Here is a 20,520-nt window from a genome sequence, read left to right as displayed (position 1 = left end):
CGATGAACGAGGAAGAACGTATCGATGATGAATTGATAGGAAGGTTCCTGGCTGGGGAGGCCACACCGGAAGATGCTATTCGCATCTCGGATTGGATTGATCTATCTCCTGAGAATAAGCTCTCTTTCAATAAATTAGAGATGGCGTATGCCCTCAAAGATCAAAAGCTCTTCAAAGCAGCAGACCAGACTGAGGTATGGCAATCTATCTCGGAAGGTATTTCAACTCAAAAGACAGTTTATTCTCCACTATTTACTCCTTTAAGGATCGCGGCATCTATTATGATCCTTTGCTCAATTGCCGCAGTGGCCTATTTTTTAACCAATGGAACAGAAGAACAGCTATCCCAAATTTCAAATGATGAGATCTTTACTCTTTCTCTGCCGGATAGAACTTCCGTTGTGCTGAATAAGGAAAGTAAATTGGTTTACCCGAAAGAGTTCAAAGGTACAGTCCGGGAAATAAAGCTATCCGGGGAAGCCTTCTTTGATGTAACGCATCATTCCGACCAGCCATTTGTGATCAACTATGATGATGAAGTCAGTATTAAAGTGCTGGGCACTGCTTTTAATGTACGCCAGCCCGAAGACCATGCTTCCATAGAGACACACGTCACCCGTGGAAAAGTAATGATGTATGACAAAAGTAGTTCTCTCATCATTGAAGAGGGCTGGATTGGAATCTATGACCGTTCAACGAAGAAGCTTTCTTTAAAGAAGGCACTTACCGAAAACGAACTGGGCTATGCGACCCATACATTCGTTTTTGAAGACACTTCTCTAAAGCAGGTAACTGATAACCTTGGCTCTTCCTTTGGGGTAAGTTTTGTTTTTGATAACGAAAAACTAAAAGACTGCCGGTTAACCAGCTCGTATCAAAATAAACAACTGAACTTTATACTTGACGTCATTGCCGAGTCGTTGAATGTGGAATACAAAATCAAGGGAAACACTGTCTTCTTTTCCGGTAATGGGTGCCTGTAAAATCTTTTTGCTATGGATCGTTTTACTGGCGTCGGTTCCAAACGCTTTTTGCCAGGAAAAGAAAAAGCTTGATCTCAATCAACTGATTGAATTCTCAAACTCGTCCATTCGTCTTGATTCGTTACTCAGGAGGATTACAAAAGAGACAGGGTTCATCTTCTCCTACAACACCCGTAACGTCAATCAGAATACAATACTGTCCGTCGCGGCCAGGAAATATTCAATCGAAAGTCTTCTGACAAGAATAAGGGAAAAGACAGGACTTACTTATTCCATATCAGACAATCATATCATTCTGAAATTTAACAAATCGTATCCATCACCTTTAAAAGTGCAATCTGCTCCAACGAAAGTTGAAGCCAGGAATACACCAGTGTTGAAATCAACCGCGACCCTCGATTCACTTACAACAAATGCTGTCAAAACAGATGTCATGGATGGGCCAACCAAAACAGTTCCATTAGAAACCCAAACACCTGATCCTCAAAAGGCTTATGTTGCCGCTATCCAATCAAAGAAGCCACCCAGAGATTCAACGGTCAGGCAAAGTAAAGTTGCAACGAAGAAAGCACAGCAAAACAATCCCTGGAGCCTTCAGATGCATGCCGGATTGAGCATTGACGAAACAACTTATGCAGGACCCATGGTGCAGATAGGGTTTCCTTCACTTTATGCAGCAGCATCCTACAAAACCGATTTCAATGTGTGGCTGCTGAGCTATGGCTTGGGAACTTCATTCAAGGTTAATAATAAGTTCAGGGCAAATTTTTCTATCAACACGGGCAGCTTAAGCAGGAATTATTCTTATGTCCCTTTAGACACCTCAACCAAAATAAACAATTCCATTCGTAAGCAAAATCAAATCATCGCTAAGGGTCAACTGACGCGGATCAGCATCATGCTGGAGCGGAAACTAAATCCTAAGGTGGTGCTTCAGTTCGGCTTACAGTATAATATGCTTTCAACGAAATACTTTGTGGATGACCTGCCCTCATCCATTGGCTTTACCGGTAATGATTCCGACAAAAGATTTTACGCCCTTTCTCCTCCTTACCTTTTACAGAATTCCTATAATGTTTCTTCCAGTTCGAATGAAAAGAGCTGGATCGGATTACAGCTTAACATTCTTTACACCATTAATTTTCCCAAAGGCAGGTAAGGGTAGAATTGATCTCTGGTGTTGTTAGGATATAAACCAAAACAACATTTAAGAATGAAAAACGTATCGATTGTTGTATTCGTAATACTGATTGCGCTGATGGCACAATCATGCTCCAAAGAAAATCAGGTTACTCCTGCAAGTCAGAATACTCTTGGCCAGGTCGTTCCGGCCAGTTCCACCAACAGCACAGTATCAGATAATCTGCTTCTGCTAAAGGATGGACGTATGGCAAAACCAGTTTCTGGTATCCCTAACTTTAACAAGATGCCGGTTGGTAATACGCTCTCCCTTTCGTTTACAACAGGGACAGATAACAATGGCGTGATAGACATTCATGTTACAAAGTTTGAAACCGCTCTTGACTCCGTTTTTGTACTCAAGCCAGCAAATTTAGATGCAGATACAGACCCCGACACCGCTACATTTAAACTTAGAGGTGTCTATGCAGGCGTTGTTTCTTATATGGCAGACAGCACGGATGTATCTTCTATCGTCAATAAGAACACATCCATCTCATTTAGCAGCCCAAATAATTACAGCTGTACGGGTGTTACAAATGGATATCCTGCATCCGGCAGTGGAACATTCGTGTCTTCACATGGCACCTTCGTCTGGATGGGTGTAATCTCTTTTACCAATAGCAACACAAATTCCAGCTCGGTATTGAATGGCTCATTCCGATACTTTGTCACTAACACAGATCTCCTTTGCTTGTATGCTACACGAAATGGAATCTCATACAGCTTCTATCTCAGGAAATAGCAACCGATCGTGGTTCAATATTTTGGAAGCTACCCTCTTACAGGGTGGCTTTTTTACATTCCATCCCGAACTTCTCCCAGTCAAACCCTGTCTCAATTCTATTGTGCTTCAGTGCCGGGACATGCGTGGTGATAATGATGGTCGTTCCATCCAGCTTTGCGCGGTGATGCTGGGGGATCTCAAGCTTGATGCCCTTCACCATTTTAAACTTTGATGCAGAGGGAAAGAAATCCTGTATCGATTGCTTCAATGTATTAATATTATTCATCCCATACAGCAGGACGATCTCAGGCTTATGTGTTTTGATGTTGGTAAGAATATTCTGAATGCGGTCCTGATACACATGATCCTCATACGACTTTCTTGTCTTAAGAAAACTCTTTTGCGGAAGATCAAGCCAGCTATAGTACCACGCATGGTTATGAGGACTTGGCAGGGGATAGAGCTGGATCATTGCCTCTGACTTTGTCGCAAGATTTTTCTTCTGGTAGTCGAGGAGATCCGGCAGCTTTTTTCCCTGATAGCCATGAACGAAGCTGATAAGATTTCTCCAGACACTGTTTAGCAAAGCCTTTTTGCCAAACCGTTGCTCATGGAGATTTTTAAATAGACCTGCTTTCGGTCCGTCGTTGCGATAGGCAATCTCCTGATACAATTCACGGATATCACACAGGGTAGCGCCTGACCCCGGATGGCTTTTATAAAAGTAATTTAGCTTCTCCGCTACTTCTTCAGGAAGATCGCCTCCCGGTTCTTCATAACTAACGAACCAGACCCTGGCATTCCAGGAACCATATCCATAAAAATTATGGAGCCAGTGTTGCAGTGGTTTTTCGTCAATCAGCATGCGGGGAAAGATAGTAAATCAATAATAAGATTGAAGTTCATTTTTTCTATTTTCGCCGCCACAACAATTGCTCTAAATGAATTACTGGTTGATCAAGTCCGAGCCTTTCAAATACAGCTGGGAACAGTTCGTCAGGGAGGGAAGGACATTCTGGGATGGCGTTCGCAATTACACGGCACGCAATAACCTGAGAGCGATGAAATTAGGGGATCAGGCATTCTTTTATCACAGCAATGAGGGGATGGCCATCGTTGGAATTGCCGAAGTTGTAAAAGAAGCCTATCAGGATCCGACGACTACCGATCCTAACTGGGTGGTGGTAGAGTTCAAACCCCTGAAGGCGATGCCAAGACCCGTCACACTTTCCGAGATCAAGCAGGAGCCAGGTCTTAAGAATATGGATCTTGTCCGCCTTTCCAGGTTATCAGTAGGCGCCGTTAAGGAAAAGGAATACAGGAAAGTTCTTTCCATGAGTGAAGCCAATATTTTATCCAAATAATTGACATCTTTATAACAGTACCCTGATCAAAAGATGAAGCTTCAGCACAAGGAATTAATTGAGTCATTGCAAATGGCATATTCAGCGGAGAAGGCTGCCGCCTTTGCTTATCAGGGACATGCAGGTTCTGTAAAAGATAAATCACAGAAGGCTTCCATACGTCAGATTGAAATTGATGAATGGAATCATCGAAAGGAAGTACTGCTTATCATGAAGCAATATGACATACCTGTTTCAAAGATGTACGAGATCAGGTTTCATATTATCGGCAAGATCATTTCGGCCAGCTGTTATGTGATTGGATGGTTTATGCCATTTTACTTTGCGGGAAGACTTGAAAGTGGAAATGTGTGTGAGTATTTCAGGATGATTCACATGTTCCATGCATTGGGGATCAAAGATCACGACAAGGTTCTGTATGAAATGGGTGTCAAAGAGAAAGAGCACGAGGTCTATTTCTATGAAGGAATCAAGGACAGCAAGCTGCTTCCATTCTTTGAAAAGTTCTTTTCCTGGGGTAAGGACCAACGACTTAATGATGTGGAACTCGATAACGGAGCTACGGTTGAGTCTGCAGAGATATATTGCAAGAAGTAAAAACCCTGATACCAACAGCCGAATCTGTAAATGTGAGGTGAAAAACCAATACTTTGTGATACATTGTATGGGAATGCCTAAACCTTGTGCATGAGACAGTGCTTTCTTATTGATGATGACGAAGACGATCAGGAGCTATTTGCGATGGCCCTGAAGTCCGTGGATAATCATATTCAATTAATAACCGCCAGCAACGGCGCAGAGGCGATATCTCTCCTTAATTCAAATACAGATCTGAAGCCCGATTTTATCTTCATTGACGTCAACATGCCCAAAATGAATGGCGTCGAGTGCCTGAAGGGAATCATGACCATTGATCGGTTGAAGACATCCACAAAGTTCATGTTCTCGACATCGGCAGGGCCAAGCGTAGTAAATGAATGCAAGCTGATTGGTGCTGACGATTTCATTGTTAAACCCGGAAGCCTGAGCCAACTCAAACAGACATTGGAGAAAGCCATAAAATGATCTTTAACAACTTCCATCTGTGATAAAAAAAGGATTGAGCGGCCTGGCGGAGAACGAGAGCCTTTATCGCAAGATGATAGAAGAGATTCAGGACTATGCTATCATTTTATTAAGCAAAGACGGAATCATCCAGGAATGGAATAAAGGAGCAGAGAAGATCAAACTATATAAAGAGGAAGAAATTATAGGGAAGCACTTCAGCATATTCTATTTCCCTGAGGACATTGAGACAAACCTTCCAAACAACTTAATCAACACTGCTGCCAGCAAGGGATCAGCCAGGCATGAGGGATGGCGCAGAAGAAAGGATGGATCCAGATTCTGGGGAAGCATTACCATCACCGCTCTTCATGGAGATCAGGATGAGGTAATAGGCTTCGTAAAGATTACGCGTGATCTTTCTGAAAAGAAGGCAATCGAGGATGATCTCCGCACCAGTGAAGAGCGATATCACAAGATGATCTCTGAGGTTCAGGATTATGCCATCATTCTTTTGAACAAGGAAGGTGTCATTGAGAACTGGAATGCTGGAGCTCAATCGATCAAAGGATACGCTGCTTCCGAAGTGATCGGAAAGAACTTTGAGTTGTTCTATACTCCGGAAGACAGGAAAAGGAATCTGCCGGCATCTCTTTTAAATGAAGCAAGAAATTCCGGTAAAGCTGTTCAGGAAGGATGGAGGGTTAGAAAAGATGGGACGAGATTCTGGGGAACGATTGTGATCACGGCCCTGCATGGCCATGGGGGAGAAGTGATCGGCTTTTCAAAAGTTACCCGTGACCTTACTCAAAAGAGAATTGCTGAAGAGCAACTACTGGCGTATGCCAAAGAACTCGAGCAACAGAATAGTGAACTCGAACAATTTGCCTATGTGGCTTCCCATGATCTTCAGGAACCTTTGCGGAAGATCCAAACTTTCTCTGAGGTCATTCTTGACAATTTTGAAGACAGAGAATTGGTCACACGGTATTTTGGCAAGCTGAATTCATCCGCTAAAAGGATGGCAGAGCTGGTAAAGTCATTGCTTAATTATAGCAGACTGGCAAAAGACACGACGGAGACTTCTCTTGTTGATCTTGATGATATCCTGGAAGAAACGAAAATTGATTTTGAATTGCTTATTGAAGAAAAGAAAGCGGTGATTGAATCAGATAATCTGCCGGCCATCCACGGCAATCACATTCAGCTTGGTCAGCTTTTTTCAAATCTTATTTCAAATGCATTGAAGTTTTCCAGTGCGCACCCTAAGATTTATGTAACCCATAGTGTCATCTCAAGGGATCAAATCAACCATGCACCGGAGACACTGACGGGCGGACAATTCCATCATATCTGCATAGCGGATAACGGTATCGGCTTCGAGCAGCAGTATGGTAAAATTATCTTTTCATTGTTCCAACGACTACACGGCAAACAGGAATTCGCGGGTACGGGTATTGGTCTGGCGTTGTGCAAAAAGATCATAGAGAATCATCATGGGTTCATCAGTGCAGAGGGTGAGTTGGGGAAGGGATCGAGTTTTAATATTTATTTACCTGTGTAGCCCGTGTAGCACTAAGGCTACCGGGTACAGGGCTTCGCCATGTTAGCGATCATGTTGCTTTGTCGATGATAGGTTGGTGATAACACCAACCTGAGACAAAGCAATGGCCACGGATGCACGGATTAAAAGGAATCCATCCGGAAGTTAAGGCCCGAAGGGTCGAGATTTATTAGCGGCATGCGAAGCGTGCCGTATAGGAATACAGGAGATAAGCTTAAGCCCTACAGGGGCGAGATTGTGGTTGAGAACTTTCATCTGGAAAACATTCATTCAATATCTTCCGGATGGATGAAGTCTAAAGACGTGAGGCTAAAGAAGTTTTATTGGCAAGGTGTTAGCGATCATGTTGCATTGTCGATGATAGGGTCCATCAGGAACTAAGGCCCGAAGGGTCGAGATTTATTAGCGGCATGCGAAGCGTGCCGTATAGGAATACGGGAGATAAGCTTAAGCCCTACAGGGGCGAGATTGTGGTTGAGAACTTTCATCTGGAAAACATTCATTCATCATAACTTAGATTCTTTTCCGATTTTCCAACATTTGCATCATCAAAAATGAATGCAATGTCACAATCGCTCGTTAAGATTTATCTTCACATTACTTTCAGTACTAAATATCACGAACCATTAATTTTTGAGGAGATAGAAAAAGAACTTCATAACTATCTGGCTGAAATTTGTACAAGTATAGAGTGTCACCCCATCAAAATTGGAGGATACGATGATCATGTTCACATTGTTTGCTCTCTTTCCAGGAAGATCGCATTGATGAACCTTATAGAAGAACTAAAGACCTCATCTTCCGGATGGATGAAGTCTAAAGACGTGAGGCTAAAGAAGTTTTATTGGCAAGATGGCTACTACGCGGTATCTGTAAATCCTGCCGACCTTCAGGAACTTATTAATTATGTTGAAAATCAGCGTGAGCATCATAAGAAAGTAACATATAAAGAGGAAGTCATTGCTCTTCTTAAGAAGAATAGGATTGCCTACGATGAACGTTATGTATGGGATTAAATTTCGCGTAATAAATCTCGCCCATTCAGGGCTTAAATGCACGTATACTCATGAAACCCTGGCCTGCGGCCAGGGCTAATAAATCTCGACCCTTCGGGCCTTTAGCTTCCTGATGGGTCCGTGCTAATCTGTGGCCACTGTTCCAGCAAAAGCCTGTAATCTAAAAGGTCGGTGAAAACACCGACCTGAGACATCAACACCAACCTCACGCATCCCTACTTTTTCTTCAACCCCGGCAATAACTCATCCAGCTGCTGCAAGCCCATCGTGAATCCTTCCTTGAAGCCCATCTCAATCATCTTCTCCATGCGCTCAAGGGAATCATTCTTAATAACGATGCTCACTAATGTTCTCTCACGATCATCAGGATGTGCACTGAAAGTATAATCCCAATCAGAACCTGGTATTTGAGGATTCTCATCTTTATCCGCAAAGAAGTTGGACATTTTGAAATTCGTTTTTGGACTGATCGAAGTAAACTTCTGAAGTCCCCAGTGTTCATGTCCTTCCGGACTAATCATCGCGTAAAATCTTTTGCCACCCACTTTGAAATCCATCGCTTTTGTTCTTGAAGTATATGGCTTTGGTGCCCACCATTGATCAAGAATCTCAGATTGGGTGAATGCATCCCATACCAGTGATGGATTGGCGTCGAATTCTCTTGTGATGAATACTGTTTTTGCTGTCTTGTCGACAGTAAAGTCAAATTGCAGGTTGGTTTTCATTTTTTATTGGTCTTTAGTTTTGATAATACGTCATCGAGTTGATTGAAACGATCTTCCCAGATCTTCCTGAACTGCGCGATCCATTTGTCAATCTCTTTCATTTTATTTAGTTCTAGCTGATAGTAAATTTCTCTCCCCTGAAACTCCTGTTTAACCAGCTCACACTCGGTCAATATTCTCAGGTGTTTTGAAACTGCCTGCCGCGTGGTGTCAAAATGCTCGGCAAGGGAGTTGGGCGTCATCGCCTGTGCGGCGATCAATACCAGAATCGCTCTTCTTGTCGGATCCGCAATAGCCTGAAAAATGTCTCTTCTCATAGTGGATGGTTTTGATTAGCAACTGTATGGTTGCAAATATAAACGCAACTGATTGGTTTCTCAAAATTAATTCGAATATTTTATCAGAGGGAGAGGGAGGAGTGGGGCAACTATCAGCAAATCTGGAGAGGTCTAACTGACAGTAAATCAAAAAGATAAGGCTTGTTAATTCAAGACAATTCGCGTCACAAATGACGTATCATTTCCTCCTACTCTTACCAGATAAATTCCTTTGGCGAACGACGAAAGGTCAATGACTTTCTCATTTCCAATGATACTTTCAAAGATCATCCTGCCGAAGATTCAGAAAAAAACAACCACTTTTAAATCATGCTATCTCAGATTCTTGTGGCTATTGTCACCTTCACGATCACCAACATGGATGACCTGCTGATCCTGAGCATCTACTTTGCAAATCCTGACTATAAGACCCGTCATATTGTTGCGGGTCAATATCTGGGCATCCTCAGTCTTATTGTGGTCAGCTTTGTGGGAGTGATCCTCGGTGCAATTCTTGCTGATCACTGGATAAGCTTTCTGGGCGTGGTCCCATTTGCTTTAGGGATAAAAGGTCTTTTTCAATTAAGAGAAAATGAGAGGGATGAGGAAGAAGTCAGCTCAAATAATAACACCCACAAGCATCAATATCTGAGTGTTGCGTTGGTTACGATTGCCAACGGCGGCGACAATATTGGAGTATACGCTCCTTTGTTTGCCAATCTTACCTTCAGCGATATTATCCTTTACATGATCATATTTCTACTGCTCACAGCAGTATGGTGTGCGCTGGCCTATTATTTAACCAGTCATCCCGGAGTGAAACGTGTTTTTGAAAAACATGGTAAGGTAATTCTCCCATGCTTTCTGATCCTGCTGGGATTATTCATCATGAAGGATTTTGGCATTTGGATCCTGACGATCCTGTAAATAACTATGATATGGATTTCGGTTTACGTACGCCGACGATCAACAGCCAGAGACATGTTCCGATCTCACCAAGAGATCCAGGGATACTGATATAACTTGAGATCGGCAGATTGTTATAATCAGGAATGAGTGTTCTTCCAAATACATTGATCAGGTAACCAAAGCATCCTATCATTAACAGAATGCCCAGGAACTTCGGTAGAAATCCGGAGCGGAAGACGAGATATCCAAAGGGCAGCAGCCACAATCCCCAGAAGATGAAAGTGATCAAGATGCCGTAGTTGTACAATCCATTATAGAACATCACCTGTGATTGCAAGGCGTCGTTTTGTAATACGTTACCCGGACCGTTGATGATGGACAACACTGCGAACTTGTTGATGAGATTCAGGAATGAGATCGGAGAGCTGACGATGACAAAGACGACCATGAGTCGCGCGTACCATTCATTGACCTCATGAAGTAGTTTGTAAAGAAACAAGGGGAGCAGGAGGAAGGCTGTGTAGCAAATGAAGCCTGCTGCTATTCCCCAACGGTAAAGAGACTCATTGGCTACGATCTTCTGAACGGTTGCTGCAGCATCACCTTTTACGATCAGCTGACCAGGGACATACATCAGGGTAAAGATGCCGCTCACGACTACAATCAGGTAAAGAAATCCGGCGATCCTGGCATTCCTGTTCTTTGCGTCCATTCAGTTTGGGGGATAATCTACTTATGACGGCTGGGCGGCCAAATGGTTACATTTTTTGTCGCAAACAGCCGGTGTTTGTTGAGCAAAGTTTCCCAACTAATCGCCGCAGCTTCCATCCACCATTCCCTTCCCCGTAAGTCCATTACTGGTCTTGATGAGAAAGGTTGTTTCATCACACATCACTCCATACACTCTGTGCGTGATGAGGAATTCATACGTATCTCCCGGAACCATGTTTTCAAAATTCATTTCAAACTTGTCCCTGATCATTGGGATGATACAACTGAACATAGCACTGATATTGACGTTGTTGGCAGGAGTGAAGACCATCTTGTAAGCTTTCGCTCCGCGGTCCGGATTACATTCAGGGGCACCTTGCTCCAGACGATCACCCAGGTGATTGCCATCTGACTCTGTATCGTCGTCCCAGATGTAGTGAAGTTCGAATTGCCCTGGAACTTCATTGGCGTCAACAATATTTCCATCGGCGTTTCGCCACTCCATGGGCACATGCGTGACATGAGATTGGACGCTTCCATCTCCATAGGCATCTTCTTCTGAGGAATCTTCACCCCCCGGGTCCTGAAAGATCTGATGATACAGTGGCAACGATGCGAATGTGTTGTTGGACATCAGTGCGGTCATACCAGCAGGATCACCATTCTTGCTTTCCCAGAATGCCTTCGTGTAGGTTAAGTAAAACTGTACGGATAATGAATCGCTGATCACCGGTGCGGTGATGTATCCGAAAGACGGTTTGGTAGTTTCATTGGCGCCGAAGTAGATGATCTGTGAAGACTGATCACCGGACTTCTTGAAAGAGACCATTTGAAGTTCGGTAAAAGTATTTCCGCTGGCCACTTTGAGATCAGGATCGCTGAAGATCGTTATTGGATTTTCTTCTGAGCTGTCGATCACACCTTGCTGTCCGCCTTGCAGCAGCCAGGCTGACGCGACATAACCGACGGTGTCGTTCCAATGGATCTTGACAAACTCCACGTCGTTGACGGTAAGCTTGTCGTTCATTACGTACACGATTTTGTGCATGGGTAATGTGGTCGCAACTTTTCCGGATGCCACATCGATCATTCCCTCATACACTGGCGTTGGGAAGCCGGTGATGGCAGGGTTTGTCTTTTCAAGTTTGGTGGGCGAGCATGACGATAAGAGCACAAGGGCGATCATCGTGAGATAGTGTGAGTAGGTCATGGGAGAGGGGTGTTTTCAAAATTAAGCTTTTGGTTTGGAAAAGGGAAAAGAATACAGGATCACCCTATAGCACTAAGGCTATATGGCATGGCGGATGCACGGATAAATTTCTTTAATACAAGTTTGCTTTCGAAGATTAGTTAGATTGACACAGATTGCAGCAAAGCTGCCATGCATAACGAACAGCGTTTGCTTTAGAATGGATGCAGCCACACGGAGATAATGGTGTTCCTGTATTTCATTTTCTCATCAGTCTTTATTTCAGAAGCTCAGCTTTAATCTCCATCGCAATGGGAGCGACTTCCACCAGTTCCAGCGACTTCACCATCTTCGTCGTCCCCGTTTTATACTTTAGAAAGTGTGCAGCCTTCAGGTGCGACTGATAAGCATCCTCACTGGCGTAGACTTCAAAGACGGTGACCTGTGTTGGATGAGCTTTGTCGTAGACGGCCTGAAGAGCAAGAACACCGGGTTCGACCTGGACGGCGGCTTTGGCATGTTCGGCAAGAGCGAGTTTATAAGCCTCCAGGAATTCGGGATGGATCTCGATCCTGGCGATGCGGAATTTTCTGTTGGTATCCTGAGCAGAGGCTATGGTTCCCATGGTCATTGTTATGATCGTGATCAGGATGAAAGAAGTCAGAAATGATTTTGCTTTCATAAAGATTTATAGCTGGTGCTTGTTATTGTTTCCTGACGCCAAAGTATTACATGCGATATGCCGATGTCAAGTAATCGACATTCTATTTCAAGCAATCCGGCATAGAGGGGTCAGGAAGCCAGAAAGTTACTTAACATAATATAAATTATATAACTAAAGCGGATTCGAATTGAGGGGGATTGGGATGCAATGCTTTTGCTTTTAAAAAGAATACAGGACCACGGATGCACGGATAATTAATACAGTCTTTGCTTTAGCCAAATTCAGATTGACACGGATTCAGTTAACGTTCAGTTTGCGGATCAGCAAAGCTGATGGTTGTAGTGCGGTTCATTTGAAGGCATCGGCTACAGAGACTAGGTTTTTCCGCTTGGCCTGGACCGCATTCATCAGCGTAGCTGATAATCCGTGTCAATCCAGTATTGTCTGCCGGATGGCTTTTTTTACCTTTTAATCCATGAATCCGTGTTTACGGTACGCCATACCCAACCCAAAAAACCTCCAATCACCCCAAAATCGCACTTTTTGATAGTCCACCTCAGATTTTGAACACCCATTTCTTCATTTTTAGCCAAATTTGAGGGTTTTTGGGGGTGTTTCTCGAACGTTTCTCGGACAGTCCTCGTACTTTTCAGCTACCATTGCATGCTTTCTCTGATGTTTCTCTGATCGCTCTCTGATGATTCTCGGATAAAAACGCTGCATTCTCTGATGTTTCTCTGATGCGTCTCTGATCACTCCCCTATTAAATCGTGCTTTTCTCTGTCTCTTCCCTGATTGTTCTCTGATTCGCCTCTGATTACTCTCTGATGTTTCTCTGATTCATGTCGGATCGGTCCCTGATTCATCTCGGTCGACTCTCCTATTGCTCTCTGACTCAAGTCGGATGCTTCGCGGAGTGTATGCGGATTTAACTCGGTCTATAATCGGATGCTACTCAGATTCAATTCAGATGATATTCGGATAGATGATCATATCACATTATTTAGAAGGATAGAAATCCCAATTTGGAATTAACTCATTGTTCTGAAAACTTTTGACTTTATCCATTAATCGAATCCTATGTGCCACACCAACTAGAAGCACAGCACTGGTGTCGTTCGGTTTTCGGTTTGGCGTTCGGCCATTCCTGTTTGCTTTCTGTCCCTCTGGCATCAAAGAGGTTTTCCTCAGGTTCTTGTGGCTTGAGGTTGCAGTTTCAGAGCTCCCTTTTTAGGGGGCTTTTTTAAAGTACTCACGACACTGAATTTGAATCTGGATACATTGATACCGGAAGCGCTAATCTTTAATCTTACAACTCACCATTACAGGCTTTATCTAAGAGGCTTGACTTCATTTTTTTCAGGTTTTCAATATTTAATTCTGTTTCTTCCATTATAATCTTAAATCTTGAATTTAGCTGTCGTACTTTTTCATTTATCCTCTCTTGATCTCTAATGTCCTTAGGATACTTTATAATTGTGGCGTTAAGCATTGATGAATTTACACCTGCTTGACCAATCCATTTTTTACAGATTCTAAGAAAGTATCCTTGTTGATGAAGATTTAATAAATAGTTAACCAAGTATTGTGGATTAATAATTTCCTCTTTCAACCTGATTCTAGTTAAGTGATTGCTGAATCCATAGTTATAATCTTGGCCCACTAATGCTGTTTTACCAACTAATTCCTTGCTATTCGTATTATTAAAAAGAATATCATTCTTTCTTAGTGTATTCTTTTTTTGATCAACTTTTTTAGGATCAATCTGAATCATTAAAGAGAAATTGAGTTCTCCAGTTAGATCGATGTTGTGTGTTCTTAGATGGACATAACCTCCAGGTCGTTCATTACTTTTATTACAAGCAAATCCCGATACCATTTCAGTAGTTAAATTCCCGACTTTGTCTTCTACAATATTGGAATATGTATTTAATTCGTTATCGAAACCATTAAGTAAACTTTCAATTTCATTTAATCGGTGAACGATTTGATCATTACCGTTTTTAATTAATCTTAGGAGATCATTGGGTCTTTTATGATCTGTTCCATTTTGTTTGCTTGGATTTTTAGCGGAGAGATCATAGTCTTTAATTTCACTCACGTTCACAGTCCAATCCTTAGTGCCCAGATTTCGCTCCTTATGGTTTTTAAAAAGTTTTACAAATTCCTTCATGTGCTCACTGAGCAGAGGCTTGTTTTTAGTTAATGTATATGGCGGTTCTACCTCATAATACCAGATATCAGATGTTGCTCCTTTTCTGTCAAAAAAGACTACATTCGTCTTTACACCACTGTATGGCAAAAAAACACCGCTCGGCAAGCTAAGGATAGTGTGTAAATTAAAGTGTTGTAACAGATCCTCCTTGACCTTTGCAAAGGCAGAATTGGTCTGAAACAATACGCCTTCTGGAACGACTATAGCTGCCTTCCCATTTAGCTTTAGCATTTTCATGAAATGCTGGAGAAACAATAGTTCTGTGGCATTCGTTGGAACAGGAAAGTTCTGCTGAATTTGACTCTTTTCTTTTCCTCCAAATGGAGGATTCGCCAAAATTATATCATGTCGATCCTTTTCTTGTATGTCGCGAATGTTAGCAGTTAACGTGTTTTGCTTATAAACATTTGGGCTCTCAATACCATGTAGGATCATGTTCATCATCCCCATAACATAACCAAGTGAGGTCTTTTCATATCCAAAAAAAGTATCCTCCTGAATAGTTTTGAGCTGAGAGGTATTGTAGTTTTTTCTTTTATCGTCTTTCATCAAGAAATCGAATCCCTCAACTAAAAAACCTGCGCTTCCTACTGCCCCGTCATATATAGTCTGTCCTACTTGAGGCTCCACTATGTCGACCATAGTCTTGATAATGGCTCTAGGTGTATAAAACTCTCCAGAATTGCCACCATCACTTCCCATGCTTTTAAGTAGGCTTTCGTAAACTTGAGAGAGTTCAAACAATTCATTCTGGCTTTGAAAATCTAAACTATCAACAATGTTTAGGACCTCTCTAAGTGTATGGCCACTAGCTATTTTGTTTTCTAGCCAGTCGAAAATTGCACCTATTTTATACTTCGGTGACTTAGGGTCATTGATGCCTGATTTTGTAAAATCCTTTAAATATGGAAATAGACGATTGTTTACAAATTCGTTGAGATCACTCCCAGTCATCGCTCTCTTCTTATCCAGCTTACCATCTGAATCTTTAGGACAAGCCCATTGAGACCATCTGTATTGAGGAGAAATTATGAATTCATATTTCTTGCTATTTAATTCTGCTGTATCGTATTTATTCTCTTCATAGTCATCAAAGAATTTCAGAAATAACACCCAACTTATTTGCTCTGTATATCCCATAGCACCATTAATCCCATCATCTCGCCTAAGGATGTCTGTTATTCGATTGACCTTACTTTGTATCTCTTTAATGCTCATAAATTATCTCGAAAGAAGTTATAAAGGTTGGTTATGTCTTCTGATATTTCGTTTGCTGGAATTTCTCTAATAAGTAAGCTCAATTTGACAAAATCTACTCCCCTTTGTGTCGTTGAAATTCCAGTTACATTATCTTTTAAGTAGAGAGGTTGTAACAGCGCTTTTACGTCAAGCCTTCTAACATTTTCATTGTCTCCTTGATTATCTACAATCAATTGACTTGCAGCAGGGAGTTGATCTTGGATTTGCTGCAAAATGTTATGTGCGGATAGCATCGTGTGGCTAAGTAAGTAGTTTTCGATTTCTCGCCTTTTCCAGCTTAACAAAAAAGCCATTCGATTTCCTCCTTGTCCAGGTATTGGAATTCTATTCTGTCGACTCGCTGATCTATTTACAAGGCCAGAAATCCCTATATCAGCAAGTGGAAAATTATCTCTATCGCAAAGGAGAAAAATTCTATGAGTTTCTGGTTGCGCATTTTGTTTCTTAAAATCTGCAACCCAATTCACTTTGGCGCCACCAAATTCTTGTGATGTTTGATCCCAGTTAGACGGACATTTTATGTAATGTATCCGATCAAAGACTGTGGGATCAAAGTTTGGAATTTTTATGCTACTCAACTCTTTGAATATGAACCAATCAAAATAGTCCTCAACCAACGCTATGTATCTTACTTTTCCAGCTATTTGCATTTTGTAATCCAAACCAGAGGCTAATGCTTCCAACCGATTCAATATGGTATCCGCTAATAGCGTGGGTGCTACCTCTCCATTGTTAACCAACCTTATATTATTGAAATCATTGAGAATAATTGAGTCTGCGGAATGAGTAGTAGTAATTACTTTACCCGTAATATTTTCAAAGGAATTCCATAGCTTTTGAACGTTTTCATAGTAGAGGTGTGAATCTACCTCATCAAGTAAGAAAAGCGTGTCTGTGGTGTCAAATAAATCAATAAGTGCATATATGGCTAGTATTTGATATTCTCCGTCACTAAAGTCATTCAATTCTAAATTATTGAAATACAATTTGCAATGATGGCGAGATACAAATTGCTCATACTGTGAAGCCCAAGCTAAAAATGAAAAGATTCTGTTCGTGTCATTCCCTAATGAAGTTATAATATCACGGGCATGAAATCGGACTTTAGTTTTAACTATTCTATCTGTAAATTCATAATTTGGATCATAGACTTGCTCAATCAATTTTGAAAGAAGTTCATGAAAAAAAGTTCTTCTTATAGATTCAAATTGTGAATCAATCGCTTCCTGAGTCAACGCATAATCTATTTTTTCAATATAACTTTTTCTTACCCTTAATGAAAAATCTAAATATGTTGATTGATCAACACCATTTGCGTCATGGGTAATTACGTTTTTGTTGTTTAGGAATTGGGCAGTTTTTCCATTTGGTTTTAAACCGCATGAAAAGAATATCAACATTCTAACCCAACTGGAGTCAAAAAAGAATGTGCTTATTGCATTTTCTATTAAATCTTGATCTGTTGGATTGTTTACTGCAAATCTCCTTCTAGTCCTAATACTTTTATCAAACAGTTCACCATAACATTCATTACTTCCAGAAGAGAATGAAATGACCCTTATATCTGATTGTATATCCTCCAAGTACTTCTGAAAGATACTTTCCAATATCGCTGATTTACCCGAACCATTCTGCCCAACAAAAGTGAGCACTTTATTAGTGATCGTTATAGTCTGAGCTTGATTGTGTATTTTGTTTTGAGCAACTGTTATCACCATGGCTAGCTTGCTTTGTAAATTCGTTCTTGAAGCATGTAGTATGCATCTTTCAGTTTCTTTAAATTTCCAAATACAAATTTTGCGTCTTTAGGAGTTCCTAATTTCAGCTTTACTAAATCCCCTAACTTGTCCTGAGACAACTCTTCTGATCCATACTTTTCGTAGTGATCAAGTACAAATTCCAAAAAATCCCTAGCTCTTAAGTCGGAATAAATTGAAAGAATTTTTTGCTCACCTTTTACATGCATCACTCTCTCCTTTCGAGTTTTAATTCCAGCACTAAATGAAATATGCGCTAGTACATCAAATATGTCTACTTCTGGCGAAGCTACCATAAGTCTAAGTGCTTCAAGTTGTTCCTTGTCAAAACCTAGATGACCTAATTTTTCAAGTAAAGCTGCTCTTGTTTCCGGATTCGCCCATGCTGTGCGCAACTGATCTTCATTTTTAAAAAGAGAAGGCAAAGCTCCCACAAGCTTTTCTAAAAATTCGCGAACTGTTAATGGTTTCCCATTCTCATCAATGTAACGCGTATCCACGTTTGTAATTTTCAAACTAATGCCATTGCTTAACCTGATAGCTAATTTTTCCTCAGGTTCATTGGCTTCATTGCCAAACTCTTTAGGCTTTTGATAAGGCATTCGTTGTTTACTTTCGCCATTCCCTTCAGCGGTTTCTATTTCTTCTTCTGGAAGTCCATCCCATTCCTTGTCATAAAACGCATTGGTAGCCCCAGTAAAATCAATTATAGTGAAGAAGTCTTTGCCTTCAAAAAGTCTGGTTCCACGACCGATAATTTGCTTAAATTCTACGTGAGAATTGATCGTCCTTACAATTACAATGTTCCTAACGTTTCTTGCATCAACCCCAGTTGTAAGCATTTGGGACGAAGTTAAAATAGCAGGAATGTCTTTATCGTTATTCTGGAAATCCTCAAGATATCCAATGCCTATTGCACCTTCGTTGGAGGTAACTCGAACGCAATATTTGGAATCTTTAACCTCCTTATGATTATTGATTTTATCTCGCATCGTAAGTGCGTGTTCCTGATTCACACAAAAGACAATAGTCTTGTCCATTGGCTGAATGTGATTAAGAATAGTTTTTGCAATTAGATCAGTTCTTTCGTCTATTGTTATGATACGTTCAAAGTCACTTATCTCATATCTACCCTTAGTCACAGCTCCCTTAATGATTTGATTGTCGTTCGTGTGAATGTATTCGTCAATATTTGTAGTTATTCGCTTCACTTTATATGGAGTAAGGAAGCCATCTGAGATTCCATCCTTTAGTGAATATTCATAAATCGGCTTACCAAAATATTTGTAAGTATCAACATTGTCCTCCCGTTTTGGGGTGGCCGTTAGCCCAAGATGAACCGCAGGCTGAAAATGATCTAGTATTTGTCTCCACGAGCCTTCATCGTTGGCACTTCCTCTATGGCACTCATCAATTATGACGATATCAAAAAAGTCCTTTGGATATTGTCTATAGTACCCACCGATGTTTTCTTCATCTTGATTTTCACGATCTGCAATAGCCTGGTAAATTGCAAAGAATATATATGCGTTTGTAGGCACCTCGCCATTTCTCTTTCTCACTTCTTCACCATTGATCTTTATTAAATCATTCTCATATGGATTGAATGTATTGATAGCTTGATCAGCCAAAATATTTCTATCCGCTAGAAAAAGAATCTTGGGTCTCCTACTTTCATTATCTCTATTCCACTTTCCTTCAAGGAGCTTATGAACTATTTGAAAGGAAATAAATGTTTTTCCGGTTCCAGTTGCTAAGGTTAGGAGTATTCTATCAAGACCATTAGCCAAATTTTCCATAACTTTATTTACAGCGATTTCTTGATAGTACCTTGGCCGAAAAGCTCCCGTTAAAAAAAATGGAATTTCTAAGAGGCGTTTTTTTAGATCATTTTGCTCTTGAAAATTATACTCATATAGAGATTCTGGAGAGAGAAAATCATTGACATACTTTCCTTTTCCATCTCTTAAGTCGAATTGGTAAATTTTTTCGCCATTACTGGAGTAGACAGTATTTACTTTCAGCTTCTCTGCATATTCTATTACCTGTTGAAGCCCTTCTGTTGGATGTTTGTCAGTTCTCTTTGCTTCAATTATTGCAAGATTACATCCATTGAATCTAAGCACATAATCTACAAATAATCGTTTGCCCCTCTTATCGCCAAGTAGCTTACGTCCATCAGTAAAGTAATACTCACGGATAATTAAATCTTCCCCCCACCCAGCTTGACTGAGTTTGGGATCAATATATTTTGCGCGCGTATCTGATTCTGATAAATGCCTGGTCATCTTCATTTTTCAGCTAACAAGTCTTTTGCATTTACATTTAAAATTTCGGCAATTCGATATAAATCTTCTATACTTGGCTGTCGCCTATTCTGAACGTAACCATTGATCATGTTATAACTTTTCCCCAACTTTTCAGCAAGCCAAATTTGTGTAACACCTTTTTTTTCAATGACTTCTTTTATCCTATTCATTTTCATAATTGGAGAATTGGAAAGATAACAAAACGGAGCAACTTATATCTCATAAAATGAGATATTTAGAATTTGGGCAATGCCTACGGCCCGGGCTATTCACTGCAAGTCCGGCCTCGCTCCTGCCAACACACTCCGTGCTTTCCGCTTCTATCCCTATTGCTTTGCCAGCGCAGCAGCAACACACATTGTGCAGGCCGCACATGCCAACGCAAAGACCAAAGCCTACCCAAAGAGTGTCGCTGCCCCAGTCCGTTGATGAATGATGAAGATTGAATTATTGAAAGCCAACGCTAAAAAACTTTCTATGAAGATTTCGGTAAGCCCGGATGCCTAAGCTACTTAACATAACGCATAAACATTATATAACTAAAGCGGATTCGGATTGAGGGGGATTGGGATGCAATGCTTTTGCTT

The 20,520-nt window shown here is 41.1% G+C and carries 21 protein-coding genes; 10 read left to right on the top strand and 11 right to left on the bottom strand.

The genetic code is table 11. The features are described 5' to 3' along the window. The first annotated feature begins 2 nt into the window (after positions 1-2). From HOP08_14785 to HOP08_14775, 3 genes are read left to right on the top strand one after another with little or no spacing between them, the layout of a single operon-like run. Positions 3-983, top strand: a complete 981-nt coding sequence (locus HOP08_14785; protein NOT76191.1) for a DUF4974 domain-containing protein — start codon at positions 3-5, stop codon at positions 981-983. Continuing rightward, positions 925-2,142 (top strand): STN domain-containing protein, encoded by a 1,218-nt coding sequence (locus HOP08_14780; protein NOT76190.1) that lies wholly within the window; start codon positions 925-927, stop codon positions 2,140-2,142. Before HOP08_14785 ends, HOP08_14780 begins: the two co-directional genes overlap by 59 nt. Positions 2,143-2,196: 54 nt before the next feature. Then, positions 2,197-2,907: a hypothetical protein gene (locus tag HOP08_14775; GenBank protein ID NOT76189.1), complete on the top strand. Its 711-nt coding sequence runs from the start codon at positions 2,197-2,199 to the stop codon at positions 2,905-2,907. Between the two features lie 37 nt (positions 2,908-2,944). Here HOP08_14775 and HOP08_14770 read toward each other — a convergent pair whose 3' ends face one another. Beyond that, positions 2,945-3,754, bottom strand: coding sequence for a hypothetical protein (locus tag HOP08_14770; GenBank protein NOT76188.1), 810 nt, complete (start codon positions 3,752-3,754; stop codon positions 2,945-2,947). A gap of 76 nt (positions 3,755-3,830) precedes the next feature. Here HOP08_14770 and HOP08_14765 point away from each other — a divergent pair, with 76 nt between their 5' ends. The 5 genes from HOP08_14765 (at position 3,831) to tnpA (ending at position 7,877) form a co-directional block, all read left to right on the top strand. Next, a complete protein-coding gene (locus tag HOP08_14765) occupies positions 3,831-4,253 on the top strand; it encodes an EVE domain-containing protein (protein NOT76187.1) in 423 nt (140 codons plus the stop codon). Between the two features lie 33 nt (positions 4,254-4,286). Further along, positions 4,287-4,850, top strand: coding sequence for a hypothetical protein (locus HOP08_14760; protein NOT76186.1), 564 nt, complete (start codon positions 4,287-4,289; stop codon positions 4,848-4,850). A gap of 90 nt (positions 4,851-4,940) precedes the next feature. Continuing rightward, entirely contained in the window at positions 4,941-5,318 is a 378-nt protein-coding gene (locus tag HOP08_14755; protein NOT76185.1) for a response regulator, read from the top strand. A gap of 73 nt (positions 5,319-5,391) precedes the next feature. Next, complete coding sequence (locus HOP08_14750; protein ID NOT76184.1) at positions 5,392-6,861, top strand: PAS domain S-box protein; 1,470 nt, start codon at positions 5,392-5,394, stop codon at positions 6,859-6,861. A 563-nt stretch (positions 6,862-7,424) separates the two neighbouring features. Continuing rightward, a complete protein-coding gene (gene tnpA / locus HOP08_14745) occupies positions 7,425-7,877 on the top strand; it encodes an IS200/IS605 family transposase (protein ID NOT76183.1) in 453 nt (150 codons plus the stop codon). A gap of 215 nt (positions 7,878-8,092) precedes the next feature. Here tnpA and HOP08_14740 read toward each other — a convergent pair whose 3' ends face one another. From HOP08_14740 to HOP08_14730, 3 genes are all read right to left on the bottom strand, one after another. Beyond that, positions 8,093-8,602, bottom strand: a complete 510-nt coding sequence (locus HOP08_14740) for an SRPBCC domain-containing protein (protein ID NOT76182.1) — start codon at positions 8,600-8,602, stop codon at positions 8,093-8,095. Beyond that, positions 8,599-8,919 carry a metalloregulator ArsR/SmtB family transcription factor gene (locus tag HOP08_14735; GenBank protein ID NOT76181.1) on the bottom strand — a complete coding sequence of 107 codons (321 nt, stop codon included), beginning with the start codon at positions 8,917-8,919 and terminating at the stop codon, positions 8,599-8,601. The genes HOP08_14740 and HOP08_14735 overlap by 4 nt, the downstream gene beginning before the upstream one ends. 165 nt (positions 8,920-9,084) lie before the next feature. After that, positions 9,085-9,210: a T9SS type A sorting domain-containing protein gene (locus HOP08_14730; protein NOT76180.1), complete on the bottom strand. Its 126-nt coding sequence runs from the start codon at positions 9,208-9,210 to the stop codon at positions 9,085-9,087. A 39-nt stretch (positions 9,211-9,249) separates the two neighbouring features. Between HOP08_14730 and HOP08_14725 the strand changes: the two genes are divergently transcribed. Beyond that, the gene (locus HOP08_14725; protein ID NOT76179.1) at positions 9,250-9,846 is read left to right on the top strand and encodes a transporter; all 597 of its coding nucleotides are present in this window, start codon (positions 9,250-9,252) and stop codon (positions 9,844-9,846) included. A 4-nt stretch (positions 9,847-9,850) separates the two neighbouring features. Here the strand turns inward: HOP08_14725 and HOP08_14720 are convergent, their stop codons facing one another. The 7 genes from HOP08_14720 to HOP08_14690 all read right to left on the bottom strand — a co-directional run bounded on the left by HOP08_14720 (position 9,851) and on the right by HOP08_14690 (position 20,103). Beyond that, positions 9,851-10,540 (bottom strand): DUF4386 domain-containing protein, encoded by a 690-nt coding sequence (locus HOP08_14720; protein ID NOT76178.1) that lies wholly within the window; start codon positions 10,538-10,540, stop codon positions 9,851-9,853. Positions 10,541-10,636: 96 nt separating this feature from the next. Next, complete coding sequence (locus HOP08_14715; GenBank protein ID NOT76177.1) at positions 10,637-11,749, bottom strand: hypothetical protein; 1,113 nt, start codon at positions 11,747-11,749, stop codon at positions 10,637-10,639. Positions 11,750-12,005: 256 nt separating this feature from the next. Continuing rightward, entirely contained in the window at positions 12,006-12,410 is a 405-nt protein-coding gene (locus tag HOP08_14710) for an antibiotic biosynthesis monooxygenase (protein NOT76176.1), read from the bottom strand. Between the two features lie 1,291 nt (positions 12,411-13,701). Continuing rightward, entirely contained in the window at positions 13,702-15,825 is a 2,124-nt protein-coding gene (locus HOP08_14705; protein ID NOT76175.1) for an N-6 DNA methylase, read from the bottom strand. Then, positions 15,822-17,585: an ATP-binding protein gene (locus HOP08_14700; protein ID NOT76174.1), complete on the bottom strand. Its 1,764-nt coding sequence runs from the start codon at positions 17,583-17,585 to the stop codon at positions 15,822-15,824. The genes HOP08_14705 and HOP08_14700 overlap by 4 nt, the downstream gene beginning before the upstream one ends. 2 nt (positions 17,586-17,587) lie before the next feature. Beyond that, entirely contained in the window at positions 17,588-19,912 is a 2,325-nt protein-coding gene (locus HOP08_14695) for a DEAD/DEAH box helicase family protein (GenBank protein NOT76173.1), read from the bottom strand. 2 nt (positions 19,913-19,914) lie between these two features. Further along, the gene (locus HOP08_14690; GenBank protein NOT76172.1) at positions 19,915-20,103 is read right to left on the bottom strand and encodes a helix-turn-helix transcriptional regulator; all 189 of its coding nucleotides are present in this window, start codon (positions 20,101-20,103) and stop codon (positions 19,915-19,917) included. A 79-nt stretch (positions 20,104-20,182) separates the two neighbouring features. On the opposite strand from HOP08_14690, the gene HOP08_14685 reads away from it, so the two are divergent. Next, positions 20,183-20,362 (top strand): hypothetical protein, encoded by a 180-nt coding sequence (locus HOP08_14685; protein ID NOT76171.1) that lies wholly within the window; start codon positions 20,183-20,185, stop codon positions 20,360-20,362. Positions 20,363-20,520: the final 158 nt, after the last annotated feature.

The organism is Cyclobacteriaceae bacterium (assembly GCA_013141055.1).
Lineage (GTDB): Bacteria > Bacteroidota > Bacteroidia > Cytophagales > Cyclobacteriaceae > ELB16-189.
This window is presented reverse-complemented; position numbering and strand designations above follow the sequence as displayed.

Excerpts from the sequence above, each read along its gene's own strand:
- HOP08_14785 (NOT76191.1), top strand. The coding sequence starts at position 3 with ATGAACGAGGAAGAACGTATCGATGATGAATTGATAGGAAGGTTCCTG.
- HOP08_14780 (NOT76190.1), top strand. The coding sequence starts at position 925 with ATGTGGAATACAAAATCAAGGGAAACACTGTCTTCTTTTCCGGTAATG.
- HOP08_14775 (NOT76189.1), top strand. The coding sequence starts at position 2,197 with ATGAAAAACGTATCGATTGTTGTATTCGTAATACTGATTGCGCTGATG.
- HOP08_14770 (NOT76188.1), bottom strand. The coding sequence starts at position 3,754 with ATGCTGATTGACGAAAAACCACTGCAACACTGGCTCCATAATTTTTAT.
- HOP08_14765 (NOT76187.1), top strand. The coding sequence starts at position 3,831 with ATGAATTACTGGTTGATCAAGTCCGAGCCTTTCAAATACAGCTGGGAA.
- HOP08_14760 (NOT76186.1), top strand. The coding sequence starts at position 4,287 with ATGAAGCTTCAGCACAAGGAATTAATTGAGTCATTGCAAATGGCATAT.
- HOP08_14755 (NOT76185.1), top strand. The coding sequence starts at position 4,941 with ATGAGACAGTGCTTTCTTATTGATGATGACGAAGACGATCAGGAGCTA.
- HOP08_14750 (NOT76184.1), top strand. The coding sequence starts at position 5,392 with ATGATAGAAGAGATTCAGGACTATGCTATCATTTTATTAAGCAAAGAC.
- tnpA (NOT76183.1), top strand. The coding sequence starts at position 7,425 with ATGTCACAATCGCTCGTTAAGATTTATCTTCACATTACTTTCAGTACT.
- HOP08_14740 (NOT76182.1), bottom strand. The coding sequence starts at position 8,602 with ATGAAAACCAACCTGCAATTTGACTTTACTGTCGACAAGACAGCAAAA.
- HOP08_14735 (NOT76181.1), bottom strand. The coding sequence starts at position 8,919 with ATGAGAAGAGACATTTTTCAGGCTATTGCGGATCCGACAAGAAGAGCG.
- HOP08_14730 (NOT76180.1), bottom strand. The coding sequence starts at position 9,210 with ATGATCTTTGAAAGTATCATTGGAAATGAGAAAGTCATTGACCTTTCG.
- HOP08_14725 (NOT76179.1), top strand. The coding sequence starts at position 9,250 with ATGCTATCTCAGATTCTTGTGGCTATTGTCACCTTCACGATCACCAAC.
- HOP08_14720 (NOT76178.1), bottom strand. The coding sequence starts at position 10,540 with ATGGACGCAAAGAACAGGAATGCCAGGATCGCCGGATTTCTTTACCTG.
- HOP08_14715 (NOT76177.1), bottom strand. The coding sequence starts at position 11,749 with ATGACCTACTCACACTATCTCACGATGATCGCCCTTGTGCTCTTATCG.
- HOP08_14710 (NOT76176.1), bottom strand. The coding sequence starts at position 12,410 with ATGAAAGCAAAATCATTTCTGACTTCTTTCATCCTGATCACGATCATA.
- HOP08_14705 (NOT76175.1), bottom strand. The coding sequence starts at position 15,825 with ATGAGCATTAAAGAGATACAAAGTAAGGTCAATCGAATAACAGACATC.
- HOP08_14700 (NOT76174.1), bottom strand. The coding sequence starts at position 17,585 with ATGGTGATAACAGTTGCTCAAAACAAAATACACAATCAAGCTCAGACT.
- HOP08_14695 (NOT76173.1), bottom strand. The coding sequence starts at position 19,912 with ATGACCAGGCATTTATCAGAATCAGATACGCGCGCAAAATATATTGAT.
- HOP08_14690 (NOT76172.1), bottom strand. The coding sequence starts at position 20,103 with ATGAATAGGATAAAAGAAGTCATTGAAAAAAAAGGTGTTACACAAATT.
- HOP08_14685 (NOT76171.1), top strand. The coding sequence starts at position 20,183 with ATGCCTACGGCCCGGGCTATTCACTGCAAGTCCGGCCTCGCTCCTGCC.